This is a genomic window from Terribacillus sp. AE2B 122, assembly GCF_902497585.1.
GTDB classification, from domain to species: Bacteria; Bacillota; Bacilli; order Bacillales; family Amphibacillaceae; genus Terribacillus; species Terribacillus saccharophilus_A.
In genome coordinates this window covers 851,570-870,709 of record NZ_LR700942.1, presented here as the reverse complement: position 1 = coordinate 870,709, position 19,140 = coordinate 851,570, and the positions used below count along the sequence as shown (strand labels likewise).

The following is a 19,140-nucleotide window of genomic DNA, read 5'->3' as shown; positions in this document are numbered from 1 at the left end:
TCTTCTTTATTCGCCCTTATAAGTTTTATGTAGATTCTGTCTTTTCCATAGTTTTTGGTAGACTTTTGCAGAAGAAATCGTTTACAATAGTTTTGCACGGAATCTGACGGGGAGGGTACAGAATGAATATTCATGAGTATCAAGGCAAAGAGGTTTTGCGTGAATTTGGTGTGTCTGTTCCTGCTGGTAAAGTGGCATTCAGTGTCGAGGAAGCTGTAGAAGCAGCTGAAAGCCTGGGCACAAATGTATGCGTTGTCAAAGCGCAGATCCACGCTGGCGGACGCGGCAAAGCAGGCGGTGTGAAAGTAGCGAAAAGCTTGGATGAAGTTCGTACATACGCGGAGGAAATCTTAGGCAAGACGCTTGTAACACATCAGACAGGCCCAGAAGGAAAAGAAGTGAAACGACTTCTGATCGAAGAGGGCTGTGATATCCAGAAAGAGTATTATATCGGTCTTGTTCTTGATCGCAGCACATCCCGAATCGTAATGATGGCGTCTGAAGAAGGCGGTACAGAGATTGAGGAAGTTGCAGCAGAGACACCGGAAAAAATCTTCCGGGAAGCGATCGACCCTGTTGTCGGTTTGACTGGCTACCAAGCTAGAAGATTGGCATTTGCTATTAATATTCCGCCAGAATCGCTGAACAAAGCTGTCGGGTTCATGATGAGCTTGTATCAGGCTTTCGTAGAGAAGGATTGCTCCATTGCTGAGATTAATCCGCTTGTTACGACTGGCGATGGTCAAGTATTGGCGCTTGATGCCAAACTGAATTTTGACGAAAACGCACTATACAGACATAAAGATATCGTCGCGCTTCGCGACTTGGATGAAGAAGATGAAAAAGAAATCGAAGCTTCTAAGCATGATTTGAGCTATATTTCCCTTGATGGGAATATCGGCTGCATGGTAAACGGTGCGGGTCTCGCAATGGCTACGATGGATATTATCAAGCATTACGGCGGAGATCCCGCTAACTTCCTCGATGTTGGGGGCGGTGCTACGACTGAAAAAGTTACCGAGGCCTTCAAAATCATTCTGGCTGATCAAAATGTCAAAGGTATCTTAGTCAATATTTTCGGAGGCATTATGAAATGTGACGTTATTGCTGAAGGTGTAATTGGTGCATCCCGTCAAGTCGGATTGGAAATTCCGCTTGTCGTACGTTTGGAAGGAACGAACGTGGAGCAGGGCAAGAAGCTGCTCGAGGAATCCGGATTGAACATCACATCGGCAGCGTCCATGGCAGATGCAGCAGAGAAAATCGTCGCACTTGTAAACTAACGGGGGAGGTACAAATTCATGAGTGTTTTTATTAATAAGGAAACAAGAGTACTCGTACAAGGTATTACTGGATCTACGGCGCTTTTCCATACAAAGCAGATGATTGAATACGGTACCCGGATTGTTGCCGGTGTTACGCCAAAAAAAGGCGGTACCGAGGTGGAAGGCGTACCTGTTTATAATACAGTGAAAGAGGCAGTACACGAAACTGGCGCTACTGCTTCAGTAATCTATGTTCCGGCAGCTTTTGCAGCTGATGCGATTTTAGAAGCTGTGGACGCGGAGCTTGATCTGGTCATCTGTATTACAGAGCATATTCCAGTTATGGACATGGTTCGTGTGAAGCGAGCGATGGAAGGCAAAAAGACAAGATTGATCGGTCCGAACTGTCCTGGTGTCATCACACCGGAAGAGTGCAAAATTGGTATCATGCCTGGATATATTCATAAAAAAGGACATATCGGCGTTGTATCACGGTCTGGTACCTTGACGTATGAAGCAGTGCATCAGCTCACACAAGCTGGCATTGGCCAATCCACTGCGGTTGGTATCGGCGGGGACCCAGTTAACGGAACGGATTTTATCGATGTTTTGAAAGCATTCAATGAAGACAGAGAGACGAAAGCGGTCATCATGATCGGAGAAATTGGTGGTACAGCGGAAGAAGAAGCTGCCGAATGGATCCGTCAAAATATGAACAAACCTGTCGTCGGTTTCATCGGCGGTGCAACAGCACCTCCAGGGAAACGTATGGGCCATGCTGGTGCCATCATCTCTGGTGGAAAAGGCACAGCTGACGAAAAAATCAAAGTCTTGGAAGCTTGTGGTGTAAAAGTAGCGAATACGCCAGCAGTTATGGGAGAAACTTTGATTGAAGTGCTGAAAGAAAAGGGACTGTACGAAATCTGTCAAACGCATTAAGATGAAAGTGGGCCGATTATTCGGTCCGCTTTCTTATCTTTTTCAGAGACAGGAGTGGTAAATTGGAGAAACGTAAAAGATTATTGTTGCTGCACCGAGTGCTGCGGGGACGGCGTAAGGTCATGCAGCGTATCCTCACACTCGATCCTCGATTGGACAACCTTCTACATTCATCCTTCCATGAACTGATGAGTTATTATCAGCTCCCCGAATCTTTTGCACTTACATTGTTCCACGAATTGCAGGACGAAACACATCTTACCTCTTTGGAGCAGGACATGCAGACCTTTTGCACTTTAACTTGCTTTGATGAAGCTTTTCCAGCTGCTCTAAGACACATACCTGATCCTCCGCTTGTACTTTATGCTGCTGGCAATATCGAGCTCCTTGGCAGGCTGCCTGCAATCAGCGTAGTCGGCACTCGTCAGCCAACGAAGGCTGCTGCCGATAAGGTGGCTTATTTTTTAGCTCCGTTAGCTGCTGCCGGATGGACAATTATCAGCGGTATGGCAAAGGGAATCGACACTATGGCGCATCAAGCAGCGATTCGCAATAATGGCAATACAATAGCTGTATTAGGAGGCGGTTTACGTCAAATATATCCTCGTTCGAATCAGGAGTTATTTGACAAATTAGCAGTGACACAGCTTGCTCTCAGTGAGTATTATCCCGATCAGCATCCGCAGCAGCATCATTTTCCGGAACGGAATCGAATCATCAGTGGACTTGGTTTCTGTACCCTAGTAGTCGAAGCCAAAAAACATAGCGGTACAATGCATACCGTCATGCATGCATTGGAACAAGGAAGAGATGTATTTGCTATACCCGGAGACCCTCTGGAGGACCGGACAGCAGGCTGTCATCAGATGATTTCAGAAGGAGCCGGAATCATCTTTGAACCGGGTCAGCTGATTGACGAATGGGAACGTAATAAGTCGAAATGGATACACTTTATATAGTAGAAACTTGCTTTTTTCTGTATGCTTTATTACAAAATATAGCAAGTTATGTTTGACAAACGGAATATAAGTATTTAATAATAGGGAAGATTTATCGGACAATATATAAAAAATAAACAGAAAAAGAAAACCTCTTGGGAGGAAACAATATGGCAGATTATCTTGTAATCGTGGAATCTCCAGCTAAAGCGAAAACAATCGAACGTTATCTAGGTAAAAAATATAAAGTAAAAGCAAGCATGGGACATATCCGTGACTTGCCGAAAAGTCAGATGGGTATCAATGTAGAAGAAGACTTTGAACCTCGCTACATCACTATCCGAGGAAAAGGACCTGTGCTCAAAGAATTGAAAAGTGCAGCCAAGAAAGTAAAGAAAGTATATCTCGCAGCCGATCCCGATCGTGAGGGTGAAGCGATTGCATGGCACTTGGCGCATAGCTTAAACATCGATGAGACTTCTGAGTGTCGTGTGGTCTTCAATGAGATAACGAAGGATGCGATCAAGGAGTCCTTCAAGCATCCGCGCAGTATCGATATGGATTTGGTTGATGCTCAACAGGCTCGGCGTATCCTAGACCGACTTGTCGGATATAATATTAGCCCGCTGCTATGGAAGAAAGTGAAGAAAGGCCTGAGTGCCGGACGTGTCCAATCTGTAGCCGTGAAGATGATTATGGATCGTGAAAACGAGATCAAGAAATTCATTCCAGAAGAATACTGGTCAATAGATACAGCTTTCCAATCCGGAAAAAGCAGTTTTGAAGGATCATTTTACGGAGTAGATGGTGAGAAAGTAGGCCTCGCGTCCGAAGAAGAAGTCAATGAGATACTCGAAAAATTGAACGGAAATGATTTCCAAGTCGATAGAGTGAACAAAAGGGAACGTAAACGAAACCCAGCAGCTCCATTCACGACGTCTTCCCTGCAGCAGGAAGCAGCGCGCAAACTCAATTTCCGAGCTCGTAAGACAATGATGGTGGCGCAGCAGCTTTATGAGGGAATTGATTTAGGTAAAAAAGAAGGCGGAATCACTGGTCTGATCACCTATATGCGTACCGACTCCACTCGTATATCTAACACAGCCAAAGAAGAATCAGCCAATTACATCAAAGAAACGTATGGCGAAGAGTTCCTTGGTTCAGGTGCAAAAACGAAACAAACCGAAGGTGCTCAGGATGCCCATGAAGGTATTCGCCCAACGTCTGCGTACCGGCACCCAGATAGTGTAAAAGCAATCTTGTCACGTGATCAGTTCAGATTGTACAAACTCATCTGGGAACGTTTCACTGCAAGTCAGATGGCACAGGCTGTCCTGGATACAATGACCGTTCACCTTGTAAATGAGGGTGTAGAGTTCCGGGCAACAGGATCCAAGGTTAAATTCAAGGGATTCATGAAGGTTTATGTGGAAGGTAATGATGATAACAAGAGTGAAAAAGACAGGCTGCTTCCGAATCTGGAAGAAGGCATGACAGTGAAGGCGGAGGAAATCACACCGAACCAGCACTTCACACAGCCACCTCCGCGCTATACGGAAGCTCGGCTTGTCCGTACGATGGAAGAGCAGGGAATCGGCCGTCCATCTACCTTTGCACCGACTCTGGATACAATTCAGCGCCGCGGCTATGTAACGCTCGACAACAAGCGTTTCGTACCGACAGAACTAGGAGAAATTGTAATTGATATTCTGGAGGAATTTTTCCCGGAGATCATTGATTTGGAGTTCACAGTGAAGATGGAAGAAGATCTTGACCACGTTGAGGAAGGTAAGACACAATGGGTCACTATCATCGATGAATTCTATAAAGGCTTCGACACAAGATTGGAAAAAGCGGAGCAGGAAATGGAAAAAATCGAGATACGGGATGAACCTGCTGGTATCGATTGTGAGGAATGCGGGCATGAGATGGTATACAAAATGGGGCGCTACGGTAAGTTCCTCGCTTGCTCCAATTTCCCGGATTGCCGTAATACGAAGCCGATTCTGAAAAAGATCGGAGTAACTTGTCCGAAATGTAAGGAAGGCGAAGTTGTCGAACGTAAGTCGAAGAAAAACCGCGTATTCTACGGCTGCGATCAGTACCCAGACTGTGATTTTCTCAGCTGGGATAAACCGATCTCGAGACCATGTCCGAAATGTGACTCCATGCTTGTCGAGAAGAAAGCGAAAAAGGGAACGCAGATTACATGTTCCAGCTGTGATTATAAAGAAGAAGTTCAGCAGTAGTACGAAAAGACTCCGGCTTAATGATAGCCGGAGTCTTTTGTTTGAATTGTTAAGACTTTGTGAAAACAAGAGCAGGAACCGGAAATGATTTGACACAGTTTTATACGAGGTCTATAATAACGGATTGGAAAGGAATTTTGCTTGACACACTTGAGGGGAAATACCGTATGACAAATGGATTCGTCATTTCTATGATGTAACTGCTCCGATCATTGAAAAGGACAGCATCAATATGTACAGAGTATACCTAAAATCACGCAATGACAAAGGTGAAGCTGCTTATTTGAACTGTCGATGACGAAAAAGAAAAGAGAATCTATCATTTCTAGCAAGCGCTTGTTTAAGCTGAAACGGTACCTTTGAAAGAATTCGAGAAAGAGATCTACATCTCAGGATGCATGCTGATTGAAGTGATGACAGAATGCTGTGAAATGATGTACTCTTCGGTTCGCTGAAGCCGGCAGGATTGAAGGATTCGTAAAATGGGGAAAACCATATGCAGCGTTCGGTCTCGTTAGGATGACACCGCGGAACACTTTACAACCTTGTCGAATTCCATATTTACTTTAATCGGAAGTTATTGCACATTATATAAAGCATGCAATCAGTAGGATCTAGCTAATAAACGCTAACTTCGGTTTGATCCATGAACTGAATAAGACGATTAAAAAATAAGCAAAATTGTAATTAAGCTTATGTTAACCGTACATTGACTTCAATTCAGAATTTTTCTACAATTTAATTTCTAACGTTTGCTTCTCTGCTTGAAGTTATGATAAGCTTTATACGCTTGAAGTGAGGCGATTAAATTGAAAAATGCAGAACAGTTCGTTCAAGAGTTCAAATCTTATTTGCAAGTGGAGAAGCATGCTTCCCCGCATACGGTTTACTATTATCTGAATGATGTGAATTTTTTCCTTGAATTCCTTCATTCGGAATCTATTTCGTTTGAACAAGTAGATCCGGGAGTAGTACGCGTTTTTCTTACACGATTATATGAGAAGAAGCTATCAAGACGGACGGTATCTCGGAAGATATCCAGTCTTCGTTCTTTTTACAAGTACCTGGAGCGGGAAGATATTGTCACGGCAAACCCATTTTTGCGGCTTGTTCAGCCAAAGGCACCTGCTTATGTACCCAGCTTCCTTTACGAACAAGAGCTTGAGAAACTGTTCGAAGCTTCTGATTTGGAAACTCCGCTGGGACAGCGGGATCAAGCTATCCTTGAGTGTCTGTACGGTACTGGTATGCGTGTCAGTGAGTGTGCAGGAATAACATCAGGCGACATAGATTTCTCTATCGGGACAGTCCTTGTCCGCGGTAAGGGACGTAAGGAGAGGTATGTTCCGTTTGGCAGTTTCATGGAAAAAGCAACTCAGAGATATTTACAGGATGGCCGCAATCGTCTTTTAGAAAAGGCGCAGGAAGATACCGACAAACTGTTCTTAAACAGCAGAGGAAAACCGATTACGGAACGTGGGATTCGTCTCATCCTGAATAAACTAGTTGAGCAGTCCGCTGTACATATGCACCTGCATCCGCACAAGCTGCGCCACACATTTGCCACGCACATGCTGAATGAAGGTGCTGATTTGCGTGCTGTGCAGGAATTGCTTGGTCATGAGCATCTGTCCTCTACACAGATTTATACGCATGTGACGAAAGATCGGCTGCGTACGATATATATGAATACCCATCCGAGAGCGAATCGGGATTAAAGGAGATGGATAGCCATGAGTTCTGAATTTCATGCCACCACTATTTTCGCCGTACGTCATAAAGGTGAGTGCGCAATGTCTGGAGATGGACAGGTGACACTCGGCAACCAAGTTGTCATGAAACATAAAGCAAAAAAAGTCAGAAGATTATTCAAAGGTCAGGTGCTGGCGGGCTTTGCTGGTTCGGTAGCTGACGCGTTTACGCTTTTTGAGAAATTCGAAGGTAAGCTGGAAGCATATAACGGCAACCTTGCCAGAGCTGCGGTGGAATTAGCGAAGGAATGGCGCAGTGATCAAGTCCTTCGGAAGCTGGAAGCGATGCTGATCGTGATGAACAAAGAGCAAATGTTTCTTGTTTCAGGAACTGGGGAAGTCATTGAACCGGATGATGATATTTTGGCTATCGGCTCAGGCGGCAATTTTGCCTTAAGCGCAGGACGCGCTCTGAAAAGATACTCCGAAGAGAAGTCGGCAGCTGAAATTGCTCAGGCTGCGCTTGAGATTGCTGGAGAAATTTGTGTATTCACGAACGATCAAATCACGTTGGAGACATTGGAGGCGTAATGATGGAGGCTAACTTAACCCCGAAACAAATCGTAGCGCAGCTGGATCGATATATTATCGGTCAGCAAAATGCCAAGAGATCAGTAGCGGTGGCATTAAGGAACCGTTATCGCCGCATGCAGCTTGATAGTGATTTACGCGATGAGATAACGCCGAAAAATATTCTGATGATCGGACCGACAGGTGTTGGTAAAACAGAGATCGCCAGAAGGCTGGCGAAACTCGTTGGGGCGCCATTCATTAAAGTGGAAGCAACGAAATTCACTGAAGTCGGCTATGTCGGCCGTGATGTAGAATCGATGGTAAGGGATTTGACTGAAGCTTCCGTAAGGCTTGTGCGGGAAAACAAGATGGAAGCTGTACAGGATAAAGCCGAAGAACAAGCCAAGAAGCGACTCGTTAAACTGCTTGTTCCTGAGACGAAAAAGCAGGCGAATAATTTCAAAAATCCATTCGAGATGCTCTTTAACCAGCAGCAGAGTGAAGAGCCAGAGGAAAAACCTTCTGATGAAATCGAATCCAAACGAGCTCGTACAGAACGGATGCTCGAAATGGGCGAGTTAGAAGACACTATGGTAACAATTGAGATTGAGGAGCAGCAATCCTCCATGTACGATATGCTTCAAGGATCCGGTATGGAGCAGATGGGGATGAATATGCAGGATGCTTTGGGGCAATTCATGCCGAAGAAAAAGAAAAAGCGTCGTTTGCCTGTATCTGAAGCAAGACCGCTACTTGTTCAGCAGGAAGCGCAAAAGCTGATCGACATGGACGAAGTATCGCAGGAAGCAGTACAACTGGTAGAACAAGCCGGAATCATCTTCATCGATGAAATAGATAAAGTTGCTGCTAAAGGCGAACAAGGTGCTAATGTATCCCGAGAAGGTGTCCAGCGAGATATTCTTCCAATCGTAGAAGGTTCTACTGTGACAACAAAATACGGACCTGTTAAGACAGATCATATTTTGTTCGTAGCAGCAGGGGCCTTTCATATGGCAAAGCCGTCTGATTTAATACCGGAGCTGCAGGGGCGTTTTCCGATCCGTGTTGAATTGGAGAAGCTATCTGTCGAGGATTTCAAGAAGATCCTTATCGAGCCATCAAACGCATTGCTGAAGCAGTATAAGGCATTATTGGAGACAGAAGGTATAAATGTGGAGTTTACGGACGAAGCTGTTACCAGATTAGCGGAAGTGGCTTTTGAAGTGAATCAGGAAACAGATAATATCGGTGCTCGTCGTCTTCATACCATCTTGGAGAAGCTGCTGGAAGACTTAAGCTTCGAAGCAGCTGATATCAACATGGGGACAATTCAGATTACCCCTAGCTACGTAGATGACAAACTAGCATCAATCGCAAAAAATAAAGATCTGAGCCAATATATTTTATAACATTACAGGAGGAAATCATGAAATTATTAGATAAAGCAAGAGATATAAACTTTATGCTGCAAAAGACAGCAGGAAAGGCTGTCAACTTCAACAATATGTCAGAGACATTGCAACAGGTTATTGAGAGTAATACCTTTATCGTAAGTCGCCGCGGTAAATTGCTTGGTGTTTCGATTAACCAGGCAATCGAGAATGACAGAATGAAGCAAATGCTTGAAGAAAAACAATTTCCGAAAGAGTATACAGAAGGACTTTTCCAAGTTCAGCAAACAACTGCAAACATCGGTATCGATAGCCCTTATACAGCATTCCCTGTCGAGAACAAAGATCTTTTCCAGGGTGGTTTAACTACAATTGTACCGATCATCGGTGGTGGTGAACGTCTTGGTACATTGATTCTCAGCCGTCTTGCAGAAAACTTCAGTGATGATGATTTGCTGCTAGCTGAATATGGTGCAACAGTTGTAGGGATGGAAATCCTTCATCAGAAAACAGCAGAAATCGAAACAGAAGCGCGCAGCAAAGCTGTTGTGCAAATGGCGATTAGCTCCCTTTCTTATAGTGAATTGGAAGCAATCGAGCATATCTTTGAGGAATTGGACGGCAGCGAAGGTCTCCTAGTAGCAAGTAAAGTGGCAGATCGTGTGGGTATTACACGTTCCGTTATCGTTAACGCGTTGCGTAAGCTCGAAAGCGCAGGAGTTATAGAGTCCCGTTCTTTAGGGATGAAAGGTACTTACATTAAAGTTCTTAATAACAAATTCCTAGTTGAATTACAAAAGCACACAAGCTAAACCAGAAGAAGCAGGCCAAATAGCCTGCTTCTTTTTTTGTGTATTATTTGTGACTCTTATACTACATTTAATATGAAATTATATCCATAATAGAAAGCCCTTACAAAAAATGGCGGATTTGTGTAGGAAAATGTGTTTATTTATTAAACATTTAAAGGGAAGTGTATATAATAGCAATTGTGATTTTTTGGACTTTAATCATAATGTGTAAAAAGTTAATACTAATATTACCTTGATTTCTGTAAGTGGTTGGTTAATATATAGGTACAAAGGATTAGTATGCTTAGACCATTTTTACATATATAAGAAAATTATCATAGAATATATAGACACATCTTCCTCCTTTCAATACAATTATCGTGTACATTAGAGCTATTTCGACGTTACGCATAGCGATCTGGGAGGAACTACGATGGACCTATACGGCAAAACGATTCAAGCGTTGGATCGATCACTGGATTATGCCAATCTCAAAAATCAGACCATTGCTAATAATATAGCTAATGCAGATACACCTGGGTATAAAACAGAAACAGTTTCATTTAAAGATACACTGCAGCAGACGATGGATGCAGGATTTACTGCCAAGCGTACGAATCAGAAGCATCTGGTATTCGGCAGCTCAGAGGAAGCGTCGGAATTCCAAGTAACCAAGCAAGAAAATACTTCTTACACCAATAGTGAAAACAACGTAGATATTGATAAGGAAATGTCTGAATTGGCAGATAACCAGCTATACTATCAGGCACTTGTAGACAGGATGAGCGGTAAATTCAACAGCTTGTCCAAAGTGATCAAAGGAGGTAATTGATTGTGACTATTTTTTCTTCCTTGAATACAAGCGCAAGTGCGCTTACAGCCCAGCGATTGCGGATGGATGTTGTATCATCCAATATTGCGAATGCAGAAACGACACGGGCAACTATTGATGAAGATGGGAACTATGTCCCTTACAGACGTAAAATGGTTTCCTTGGAGACGCAGGAAACAAACAGCTTCTCTTCTTTCTTAGAAAGGGCACAAGGCAGCTCGACTAGTTCAAATGGTGTGAGAGTATCTGAAGTCACTGAAGATGAATCCGAATTTCAGATGGTTTATAACCCATCTTCACCTGATGCGAACGAGGAAGGTTATGTAGCAATGCCTAATGTCGATCCTTTAAAGGAAATGACAGATTTAATGAGTGCTACGCGATCCTATGAAGCTAACGTTACAGCAATGAACGCAACAAAAGGAATGCTTCAAAAAGCTTTGGAAATCGGAAAATAAAGGGGGGTAACAAATGGCAGTTGAAGGAATCAGCGGAATGGTCGGAACGAGTGGCCTAACTTCCGTAAAGCAGGCAACGCCAGCTCAGGCACAATCAAGCTTCACAGAAAGCTTAAAATCCGCAATCGAAAGCTTAAACGAAACACAGCAGGCATCGGATAAAATGACACAAGATCTCGCGGCAGGAAAGGTTGATAACCTGCATGATGTTATGATTGCGTCTCAAAAAGCAAGTGTAGCACTGGATGCAGCTGTACAAGTACAGAAGAAAGCAATCGATGCTTATACAGAAATGATGCGCATGTCTATGTAAGTAGGATATATAACGTATCCTCATTCAAAGTAGATATGCTTTTATTATGAATTTGACCTATGCTTTGGGGGAACAAGATGAATCAGCGAATTGCAAGCTACAAAGAAAAGATAACGAGTTTCTGGCAGACAAGACCTGGATGGCAAAAAGCACTAATAATATGTACCCCGATTGTTCTTATTCTAATCATCGGTATCACTTCTTTTTTTGCGACAAAAGAAACGATGGTTCCGTTGTATAAAGATCTTTCTGCCCAAGAAACTGGCAAGATAAAGGAAGAATTGGATGCGCAAGGTGTCAAGTATGAACTTCAAGGTAACGGATCAACTATCCTTGTGCCAGATACACAGGCAGAAGGGCTGCTCGTTGATTTAGCGGCAGAAGGTTTGCCGGAAACCGGCAGTATTGATTATTCTTTCTTCAGCAACAACGCTTCATGGGGTATGACAGATAACGAGTTTGATGTTATTAAACTCGATGCCTTACAGACTGAGTTGTCTACGCTTTTGACCAATATTGATGGTATCAAGAGTGCTAATGTATTGATTAATAAACCTACTGATCCTGTATTTGTTACTGACGAACAAGAAGAAGCATCTGCATCAATCGTTTTGAATACAGAAACAGGCTATGATTTTCAGCCAGATCAAGTAGAAGCGATGTATCGATTGGTATCGAAAACCGTGCCGAATCTTCCTGAAGAAAATATTGTTATAACTAACCAGGACTTTGAGTACATCAACATGGATACTGCCAAAGCAGGCGGAGATGCTTATACAAATCAGATGGGCATCAAGCAGGAAGTTGAGCAAGGAATTCAGCAGCGTGTGCAGCAAATGCTAGCTGCCATGGTCGGTGCTGAGAATGTTCGTGTATCTGTAACAACGGATATCGATTTTGATCAGGAAACACGCACTGAGGAACTTGTGGAGCCTGTTGATGAAGAAAATAACGAAGGTCTGCCTGTAAGTGTTGAGACAATTACAGAAACGTATGAGGGCGAACCAACGGCAGAAGGCGGCGTTGCCGGAACTGGAGAAGAAGAAGTTCCGAATATAGCTGCCGAGGATGAAACTACCGGTGACGGTGCTTATAACAATGTGAAAGAATCAGTGAACTATGAATTCAACAAAATAAAGAAAGAAATCACCGAGAGTCCATATAGTATCCGTGATATCGGCATTCAAGTTGCGGTTGATAGCAACAAGAACACCGCAGCACAGAATGGAGAGGCTCAACAGCTTACACAACAAGAACAAACACAAGTAGAAGAAAGCATCACCTCGATTCTAAATTCGATCGTGTCGACTTCTGTAGACGCAGAAGTAGCACAGACAATAAATCCTGAAAACAGTGTCTCAGTAGTCTTCCAGCCATTCGCTGCAAGTCAGGCTGCACAATCAGATGACACCGCTGGTTCAGGAATCCCAGTATGGGCATATATTGCTGGCGGAGTTCTTTTAGCTGCTGTAGCAGTACTCATATTCATGCTCATCCGTTCCAGAAGGAATCAAGAGGAAGAGGAAGATGATTTGCTGGAAAAAGAAGTGACAGCAGTACCAGTGGTAGTCGAAGAAATAGATGATACTCCAGAAACTGAATCAACACTGAAACAAAAGCAATTGGAAAAATTAGCACAAGAGTCACCAGAAGACTTCGCTAAACTACTGCGAAGCTGGATGGCTGAAGATTAAAGGAGCAATGAAGGAATGGCAGCTGTGAAAGGACGTTTGACAGGAAAACAGAAAGCGGCGGTCTTGATGATCTCTCTTGGAGCTGATACGGCTGCGAACGTGTACAAGCATTTGACTGAAGAAGAGATAGAACGCATGTCTCTCGAGATTTCTTCGGTCAAGAAAGTGGACAGTACAGAGAAGGAATCCATCATTGATCAATTCCACCAGATTGCCATTGCTCAGGATTATATATCCCAAGGCGGGATTGCCTATGCAAAGTCAATCTTGGAGAAGGCTCTAGGAGTGGATGAAGCTGCTGCAATCATGAACAGGCTGACATCCACCTTGCAAGTAAGACCATTTGATTTTGCAAGGAAAGCAGACCCAACACAGATTCTCAACTTTATTCAAAACGAGCATCCTCAGACAATTGCACTGGTTCTTTCTTATCTGGATCCGGAGCAATCCGGTCAGATATTGTCTGAGTTGCCGCAGGACATGCAGGCAGATGTTGCGAAGCGTATCGCTACAATGAGCAGTACATCGCCAGAGATCATAAGTCAAGTAGAACAGATACTTGAGAAGAACTTATCAGCGACTGCGACACAGGATTATACGCAGACTGGCGGTATACAGGCAGTTGTAGAAGTACTCAATGGAGTTGACCGCAGTACGGAAAGGACCATCCTTGATGAACTCGAAGTGCAAGACCCTGAGCTTGCCGAGGAAATCAAAAAGCGTATGTTTATCTTTGAAGATATTGTCACCTTGGATAATCGCGCGATACAGCGTGTCATCCGCGAAGTGGAAAATGATGATTTGAAACTCTCACTAAAAGTGGCAAGCGACGAAGTGAAAGATATTGTGTTCCAAAATATGTCTGACCGAATGGCGCAGACATTCAAGGAAGAGATGGAATTCATGGGTCCTGTTCGCTTGAAGGATGTGGAAGAAGCGCAAAGCCGAATTGTTTCTGTTATTCGACGATTGGAGGAAGTTGGCGAGATAATCATATCCCGTGGCGGAGGAGATGACATCATTGTCTAATATCTGGCAATCGGTTGCAGTGCAAGAGTCAAAAGTAATTGGTATAAAACCGATCAAGCTGTCGCTTGAGACTGCTGATGGTGCTGAACAAGCAGTATCTTTCCAAGCTGAGAAGCAGCGTTCAGAGCAATATGTCCAGGATGCGAAGAAAGAAGCTGACCAAATAATGGCAGCTGCCAACAAGGCAGTGAAAGAGCAAAGAGTCCAGTGGGAAGCAGAGCGGCAGGAATTGATGGAGCAAGCACAGTTGGAAGGATATCAAAAAGGTTTTGCAGCGGGACAGCAGGAAGGTCTGCAGTCGTATCAAGCGAAGATTGAAGAAGCACAAAATATGATTCAGCTGGCTCAGCAAGACTACAAAGCAACAGTAGAAGGCAGTGAGGATGCGTTGCTTGATCTAGGATTGAGACTTGCAGAAAAGATTCTTCATGAAAAACTGAAAGATGAACCAGAAAGCTATCTATCGCTTGTAAAGGGTGCTATTGCTGACTGGAAGGAACGATCCGATCTGCGACTTTACGTCCATACAGACAGTTATGAACTTGTCCTGCAGCAAAAAGAGGAATTAGCTTTGCTGACTGGAAATGATTTCGATCTTATGATTATGCCGCAGCATGATTTACCTGCTGGCGGCTGTATCCTTGAAACCAAGCATGGAAGAATTGATGCAAGTCTTGATTCACAGCTAACTGTTCTTCGAGAAAAGTTGTTTGAGATCAGACGAGAGGAAACTCTTTGATGTTAGGGAGATATATTGATGAACTGGATAATTTGGATACCTACAAACGATATGGGAGAATTCATAGGGTCGTCGGATTGCTGATTGAATCACACGGTCCAGTCACAAGTGTCGGCGAAGTCTGTTATATTCATCCTTCTTCAAGTTCAGGAGAAAGGTTTCTGGCAGAAGTAGTCGGATTTGATGATGAAAAAGTGCTGCTTATGCCTTTTGCTCCTTTGAAAGACGTTGGACCTGGCTGTTTAGTCGAAGCGACTAGTTCGCCATTGTCAGTCAAGATAGGTCATGGGCTGATCGGCAGTATTATTGATCCGTTAGGACAGCCCTTAGATGGCAGTATGCTCCCTAAAGGCTTGAAGTCGTTTACAACGGATCGTAATCCTCCGAACCCAATGACTAGGCCTCGAATTTTAGAGCCGCTGGAGACGGGGGTACGAGTAATCGACAGTCTATTGACAGTCGGTCAGGGACAACGAGTTGGAATTTTTGCCGGAAGCGGCGTCGGTAAGAGTACCCTTCTAGGGATGATAGCCCGAAAATCGAGTGCCGATGTCAATGTTATCGCTCTGATAGGAGAACGAGGGCGTGAAGTTCGAGAGTTCATCGAAAAGGACTTGGGTGAAGAAGGGATCAAAAGGTCAATAATCGTCGTTGCCACATCTGATCAGCCGGCTCTCATGCGGATTAAAGGTGCTTACACTGCGACTGCTATTTGTGAGTATTTCCGTGATCAAGGAATGCATGTGAACTTGATGATGGATTCGGTCACTCGGGTCGCAATGGCACAGCGTGAGATCGGTCTTGCCTCAGGCGAGCCGCCTACGACGAAAGGATATACACCGTCTGTTTTTGCCGCTTTGCCAAAGCTGCTTGAGCGAACAGGAACAAATGAACTTGGAGCCATTACAGCATTCTACACCGTGCTTGTAGATGGGGACGACATGAATGAACCGATTGCCGATACAGTGCGTGGTATTTTGGACGGACACTTCGTTTTAGATCGGAAACTAGCTGAACAAGGCCAATTTCCTGCTTTGAATGTCCTCAAGTCAATAAGTCGGGTGATGCCGCAAATCACCGACGAAGAAGTTTATCAGCTTGCACAGCGTTTACGGACGATGCTGGCTTTATATGAGGAAAACCGTGAACTGATTCAAATTGGTGCTTACAAAAGAGGTACGAATAATGAAATAGATGAAGCAATCGGCTATCAAAAACAAATCTTGGATTTCCTTAAGCAAGGAATGCATGAATTTACCAGTCGCCCGGATGCAATTCAGCTCATGAAGCAGCTGCTAGGAAAGGGATGATCTAATGGCTGAAGCAAAGGTTTTCGAAAAGATATTACGTATGAAAGAGCGAGAACGTAAAACCGCACAGCAAGCTTTTGCAGAAAAACAGCAACAGTTCGAAGCAGCAGCAACAACTTTATATGAACTGCTCAAGAAGAAAGAAGATGCAGAAGAGCAGCTGTCTAATGGCTTAGCGGCTTCTGTTCCTATCCAGCGGCTATCCGAGCACCATGATTTCCTGGAAACAATCAACCGGCGCATCGACCGGGCTCAAATAGCTGTACAGTTCGCTCGTAACGCTATGCTGGAAAAACAGGAACTGCTATCGGAAGCGTACATCGAAGTGAAAAAGATCGAAAAGCTTTTGGAGAAGAAAAGGCAGGAAGCATGGCGCAAGCTGCAGGAGGAAGAAAATAAGCAGATGGATGACATATCGATCCGCCAATTCTTAGCAAATGGAGCACGATAGTATATGGTAAAACAAAAAAAAGACCAACAAAAGAAAAAAGGCAAAGGAAAAGGGTTTATCCTCTACTTCTTATTGCCTGTCGTACTGGCAGCAGCGCTCGTGATTGCTATTTTAGAGTTCTCAGGCGTATCTGTTGCAAAGCTCGCCTCTGGCATTCCCGTCATAGGAAACATGGTTAATGATGAAACTGCAGCAACAACGGGCAGTACAGCCGATGCAGAAAAGCTGAAACAGCAGCTTAAGGACCAGCAAGCAACCATCGACATGATGAAAGAAACAGAGGATGCTAAAAATACAGAGATTGATGATTTAAATCAGCAAATCGTCAAACTGGAAAATCAGATTAATGGTACTGAACCAGAAACTAATACTGCTGCAATGCAAGCAACTTCTGCTGATGGTGAGACAGCTGCAGGAGAAGAAGCGGTGACTCCATTTAAAGAGGCAGCATCATCTTTCAGCAAAATGGATGATACTAAAGCAGCAGCCATCATCAGTAAGCTGGATAATGAGAAGGCTTTAGGAGTTCTTCAAGAGCTTTCCGGTAAAAAGCGGGGAACCATTCTCGCTGCAATGGATCCCGAGGCAGCCGCTTCTTATACAAGTGCAATGGTAGACGATGCAGAAAAGGAGGGTGAGGCAGTTGAATAATGTCATTATGTCCCTACTCCCGACCAGTGCCAATTCCAATGTGCAACGTAACACATCAGCACCTTCGGATGTGTTCCAAAGTTTATTCCAGCAAGTAAGTTCCAAAACAGGTGAACCGACTGTGAACGATCAAGCTGGCAGTGAAACTATGCTGTCAGATGTTCAAAATCAGCAGGATATGCAAGTTATCCTGGAAGCATTATTCGACAAAGTCCCTTCCGATGGCTCTTTGGAACTAGAAGAGCAGCCTGAAGATGCTTGGGAACTGATGGAACAAGTGCTTGGAGAGGAACAGCTTGCTGCTTATCTGCCGAAGCAATTTAAGGAAATGGCAGAGAACGTTTTACAGACTATTAAACCGAAGGATAAGGAATCGGCTGTGAGTGACCTTTTAGCGCAGCTTGGACAGTTGCAGGAGCAGTTGACGACTGGAAGTCTTCCTGTGACAGGTAGTGCAAAAGAGATGGTTTCTCTGCAAGCTTTGCCAAGTTCAAACTTTTCTATTATGTCTTTGCCAAACAAGAAGGAAGCTGAAGGTACCAAGTCTGCTGCAGATAATACTTCTGCCCAGAAGGCAGCAAAAAACGAAGTAGTTTCAGAGACCTTGGCAGCCAAATTGGATAGGCGCGACACGCTATCTGTTCTATCAAATCGGTCAGTAACAGGCTCCGGCTTGCTGGAAGCGCATGCTGTTAGAAATCAAGCAGCTCTTACGCAGCAGTCAGAGACAAAACGAACCGAGACTGCTAACGCGGTTCGGCAACTTGTGAATGCAGCAGCTAATGGTGGAGAAGAAAAATTACCGACTAGCACAGCAGCGGCACAGCAGCGTGATTCTCAAGCTTTGGATCAAAAGCAAGTTAGCTTGTTTCAGGTTCCGAAGCAGGAGCAGCTTGTCTTCCATTTGAAACAAGCTGATCAGACGCCGGAGCAAGCTAGTGAGGAACTTATCCAAAAACTTGAACAGGCAGTGAAGTTCAGCGGTATTTTATCTGACAGAAACGGCTTGAAGGAATTGTCGATTCAGCTTAAGCCTGGTAATTTAGGTGATTTACAAGTGAAATTAGTCCGTGAGAATGGAGATATAACCGTTCAGATTCTTGCTACATCAAAGCAGGCTAAAGATTTGCTTGAATCCAACATTTCAAGTCTCAAGCATATGTTCTCTCCTCATCAGGTAACAATTTCTGAGAGAGCAGATCAATTCCAGACAACGTCCGCTGAAAGTAACGATCAGCAAACGTTCCAGGAAAAAGATGAGGAACAGTCAGATCGGCAACAAAGACAGCAAGAAAATGTAATGCTTGAAGAAAACCAATCCACCTTTGCGGACATTTTGCATGAACAAAAGGAGATTAAGGTATGACGACTACAGGAGCAATTGACTCCAGCTATTATCTGGACTCACAAAACAAACGAACGCCCAGTGCAACACTTGATAAAGATGATTTTCTCCAGATTCTTATGGTTCAGCTGCAAAACCAGGATCCTACAAGTCCAATGGACGATTCGAAGTTTGTTGATCAGATGACCTCCTTCACGACCTTGGAACAGGTAATGAATATGTCTGAGGCTGTTGAATATATGGCCGGAAATTCATCGATCATGTCGCCGGTTCTCGAGTACAGTCATATGATTGATAAAAATGTCACTTATAACGAATATGACTTGGATACAGGGGAGATCACAGACACCATTACAAGTAAGGTGACAGCTGTGACACAGCAAGGTGGATATGCCGTCTTGGAATTGGAAAACGGGAAATCGATTTTCGCAGATGCAGTAACTAAAGTAAGCAATGAATAATAAAAGAAAAGGATGATGAA

Annotated in this window: 19 protein-coding genes and 1 pseudogene; all 20 read left to right on the top strand. The window is 43.9% G+C overall.

Going from position 1 to position 19,140, the window contains the following annotated elements:
- Positions 1–122 precede the first annotated feature (122 nt).
- The 20 genes and pseudogenes from sucC (at position 123) to AE2B122_RS04330 (ending at position 19,120) form a co-directional block, all read left to right on the top strand.
- Entirely contained in the window at positions 123–1,283 is a 1,161-nt protein-coding gene (gene sucC, locus AE2B122_RS04425; RefSeq protein WP_095270293.1) for an ADP-forming succinate--CoA ligase subunit beta, read from the top strand.
- 18 nt (positions 1,284–1,301) lie between these two features.
- Positions 1,302–2,204: a succinate--CoA ligase subunit alpha gene (gene sucD / locus AE2B122_RS04420; RefSeq protein ID WP_095217646.1), complete on the top strand. Its 903-nt coding sequence runs from the start codon at positions 1,302–1,304 to the stop codon at positions 2,202–2,204.
- A gap of 62 nt (positions 2,205–2,266) precedes the next feature.
- On the top strand, positions 2,267–3,163 hold the full coding sequence (dprA, locus tag AE2B122_RS04415; RefSeq protein WP_175073186.1) for a DNA-processing protein DprA: 897 nt from the start codon (positions 2,267–2,269) through the stop codon (positions 3,161–3,163).
- A 149-nt stretch (positions 3,164–3,312) separates the two neighbouring features.
- Positions 3,313–5,391: a type I DNA topoisomerase gene (gene topA / locus AE2B122_RS04410; protein WP_095217648.1), complete on the top strand. Its 2,079-nt coding sequence runs from the start codon at positions 3,313–3,315 to the stop codon at positions 5,389–5,391.
- A gap of 184 nt (positions 5,392–5,575) precedes the next feature.
- Positions 5,576–5,956: pseudogene (locus AE2B122_RS04405) on the top strand (FAD-dependent oxidoreductase); the annotation flags it as partial.
- Positions 5,957–6,200: 244 nt separating this feature from the next.
- A complete protein-coding gene (xerC, locus tag AE2B122_RS04400; RefSeq protein ID WP_095270289.1) occupies positions 6,201–7,109 on the top strand; it encodes a tyrosine recombinase XerC in 909 nt (302 codons plus the stop codon).
- Positions 7,110–7,124: 15 nt separating this feature from the next.
- Positions 7,125–7,673, top strand: coding sequence for an ATP-dependent protease subunit HslV (hslV, locus tag AE2B122_RS04395; protein ID WP_093726606.1), 549 nt, complete (start codon positions 7,125–7,127; stop codon positions 7,671–7,673).
- Positions 7,674–7,675: 2 nt separating this feature from the next.
- Positions 7,676–9,064 (top strand): HslU--HslV peptidase ATPase subunit, encoded by a 1,389-nt coding sequence (gene hslU / locus AE2B122_RS04390; RefSeq protein ID WP_095270287.1) that lies wholly within the window; start codon positions 7,676–7,678, stop codon positions 9,062–9,064.
- 17 nt (positions 9,065–9,081) lie between these two features.
- Positions 9,082–9,858, top strand: coding sequence for a GTP-sensing pleiotropic transcriptional regulator CodY (gene codY, locus AE2B122_RS04385; protein WP_095217651.1), 777 nt, complete (start codon positions 9,082–9,084; stop codon positions 9,856–9,858).
- 412 nt (positions 9,859–10,270) lie between these two features.
- Entirely contained in the window at positions 10,271–10,669 is a 399-nt protein-coding gene (flgB, locus tag AE2B122_RS04380) for a flagellar basal body rod protein FlgB (protein WP_095270285.1), read from the top strand.
- 2 nt (positions 10,670–10,671) lie between these two features.
- The gene (gene flgC / locus AE2B122_RS04375) at positions 10,672–11,127 is read left to right on the top strand and encodes a flagellar basal body rod protein FlgC (protein WP_095270283.1); all 456 of its coding nucleotides are present in this window, start codon (positions 10,672–10,674) and stop codon (positions 11,125–11,127) included.
- Between the two features lie 37 nt (positions 11,128–11,164).
- Positions 11,165–11,440, top strand: coding sequence for a flagellar hook-basal body complex protein FliE (fliE, locus tag AE2B122_RS04370; RefSeq protein ID WP_245840285.1), 276 nt, complete (start codon positions 11,165–11,167; stop codon positions 11,438–11,440).
- A 77-nt stretch (positions 11,441–11,517) separates the two neighbouring features.
- Positions 11,518–13,134, top strand: a complete 1,617-nt coding sequence (gene fliF / locus AE2B122_RS04365; protein WP_095217655.1) for a flagellar basal-body MS-ring/collar protein FliF — start codon at positions 11,518–11,520, stop codon at positions 13,132–13,134.
- Positions 13,135–13,149: 15 nt separating this feature from the next.
- Positions 13,150–14,163 carry a flagellar motor switch protein FliG gene (gene fliG, locus AE2B122_RS04360; protein ID WP_038560182.1) on the top strand — a complete coding sequence of 338 codons (1,014 nt, stop codon included), beginning with the start codon at positions 13,150–13,152 and terminating at the stop codon, positions 14,161–14,163.
- Positions 14,156–14,902 carry a flagellar assembly protein FliH gene (gene fliH / locus AE2B122_RS04355; RefSeq protein WP_175073185.1) on the top strand — a complete coding sequence of 249 codons (747 nt, stop codon included), beginning with the start codon at positions 14,156–14,158 and terminating at the stop codon, positions 14,900–14,902. Before fliG ends, fliH begins: the two co-directional genes overlap by 8 nt.
- Entirely contained in the window at positions 14,902–16,212 is a 1,311-nt protein-coding gene (gene fliI, locus AE2B122_RS04350; protein ID WP_095217658.1) for a flagellar protein export ATPase FliI, read from the top strand. The genes fliH and fliI overlap by 1 nt, the downstream gene beginning before the upstream one ends.
- Before the next feature lie 4 nt (positions 16,213–16,216).
- Entirely contained in the window at positions 16,217–16,663 is a 447-nt protein-coding gene (fliJ, locus tag AE2B122_RS04345) for a flagellar export protein FliJ (RefSeq protein WP_095217659.1), read from the top strand.
- A 3-nt stretch (positions 16,664–16,666) separates the two neighbouring features.
- A complete protein-coding gene (locus tag AE2B122_RS04340) occupies positions 16,667–17,314 on the top strand; it encodes a MotE family protein (RefSeq protein ID WP_175073184.1) in 648 nt (215 codons plus the stop codon).
- Positions 17,307–18,680: a flagellar hook-length control protein FliK gene (locus AE2B122_RS04335; protein ID WP_175073183.1), complete on the top strand. Its 1,374-nt coding sequence runs from the start codon at positions 17,307–17,309 to the stop codon at positions 18,678–18,680. The genes AE2B122_RS04340 and AE2B122_RS04335 overlap by 8 nt, the downstream gene beginning before the upstream one ends.
- Positions 18,677–19,120: a flagellar hook capping FlgD N-terminal domain-containing protein gene (locus AE2B122_RS04330; RefSeq protein WP_095217662.1), complete on the top strand. Its 444-nt coding sequence runs from the start codon at positions 18,677–18,679 to the stop codon at positions 19,118–19,120. Before AE2B122_RS04335 ends, AE2B122_RS04330 begins: the two co-directional genes overlap by 4 nt.
- Positions 19,121–19,140: the final 20 nt, after the last annotated feature.

Excerpts from the sequence above, each read along its gene's own strand:
- fliI (WP_095217658.1), top strand. The coding sequence starts at position 14,902 with ATGTTAGGGAGATATATTGATGAACTGGATAATTTGGATACCTACAAA.
- hslU (WP_095270287.1), top strand. The coding sequence starts at position 7,676 with ATGGAGGCTAACTTAACCCCGAAACAAATCGTAGCGCAGCTGGATCGA.
- fliE (WP_245840285.1), top strand. The coding sequence starts at position 11,165 with ATGGTCGGAACGAGTGGCCTAACTTCCGTAAAGCAGGCAACGCCAGCT.
- topA (WP_095217648.1), top strand. The coding sequence starts at position 3,313 with ATGGCAGATTATCTTGTAATCGTGGAATCTCCAGCTAAAGCGAAAACA.
- hslV (WP_093726606.1), top strand. The coding sequence starts at position 7,125 with ATGAGTTCTGAATTTCATGCCACCACTATTTTCGCCGTACGTCATAAA.
- fliG (WP_038560182.1), top strand. The coding sequence starts at position 13,150 with ATGGCAGCTGTGAAAGGACGTTTGACAGGAAAACAGAAAGCGGCGGTC.
- fliF (WP_095217655.1), top strand. The coding sequence starts at position 11,518 with ATGAATCAGCGAATTGCAAGCTACAAAGAAAAGATAACGAGTTTCTGG.
- flgB (WP_095270285.1), top strand. The coding sequence starts at position 10,271 with ATGGACCTATACGGCAAAACGATTCAAGCGTTGGATCGATCACTGGAT.
- fliJ (WP_095217659.1), top strand. The coding sequence starts at position 16,217 with ATGGCTGAAGCAAAGGTTTTCGAAAAGATATTACGTATGAAAGAGCGA.
- AE2B122_RS04330 (WP_095217662.1), top strand. The coding sequence starts at position 18,677 with ATGACGACTACAGGAGCAATTGACTCCAGCTATTATCTGGACTCACAA.
- AE2B122_RS04340 (WP_175073184.1), top strand. The coding sequence starts at position 16,667 with ATGGTAAAACAAAAAAAAGACCAACAAAAGAAAAAAGGCAAAGGAAAA.
- codY (WP_095217651.1), top strand. The coding sequence starts at position 9,082 with ATGAAATTATTAGATAAAGCAAGAGATATAAACTTTATGCTGCAAAAG.
- sucC (WP_095270293.1), top strand. The coding sequence starts at position 123 with ATGAATATTCATGAGTATCAAGGCAAAGAGGTTTTGCGTGAATTTGGT.
- sucD (WP_095217646.1), top strand. The coding sequence starts at position 1,302 with ATGAGTGTTTTTATTAATAAGGAAACAAGAGTACTCGTACAAGGTATT.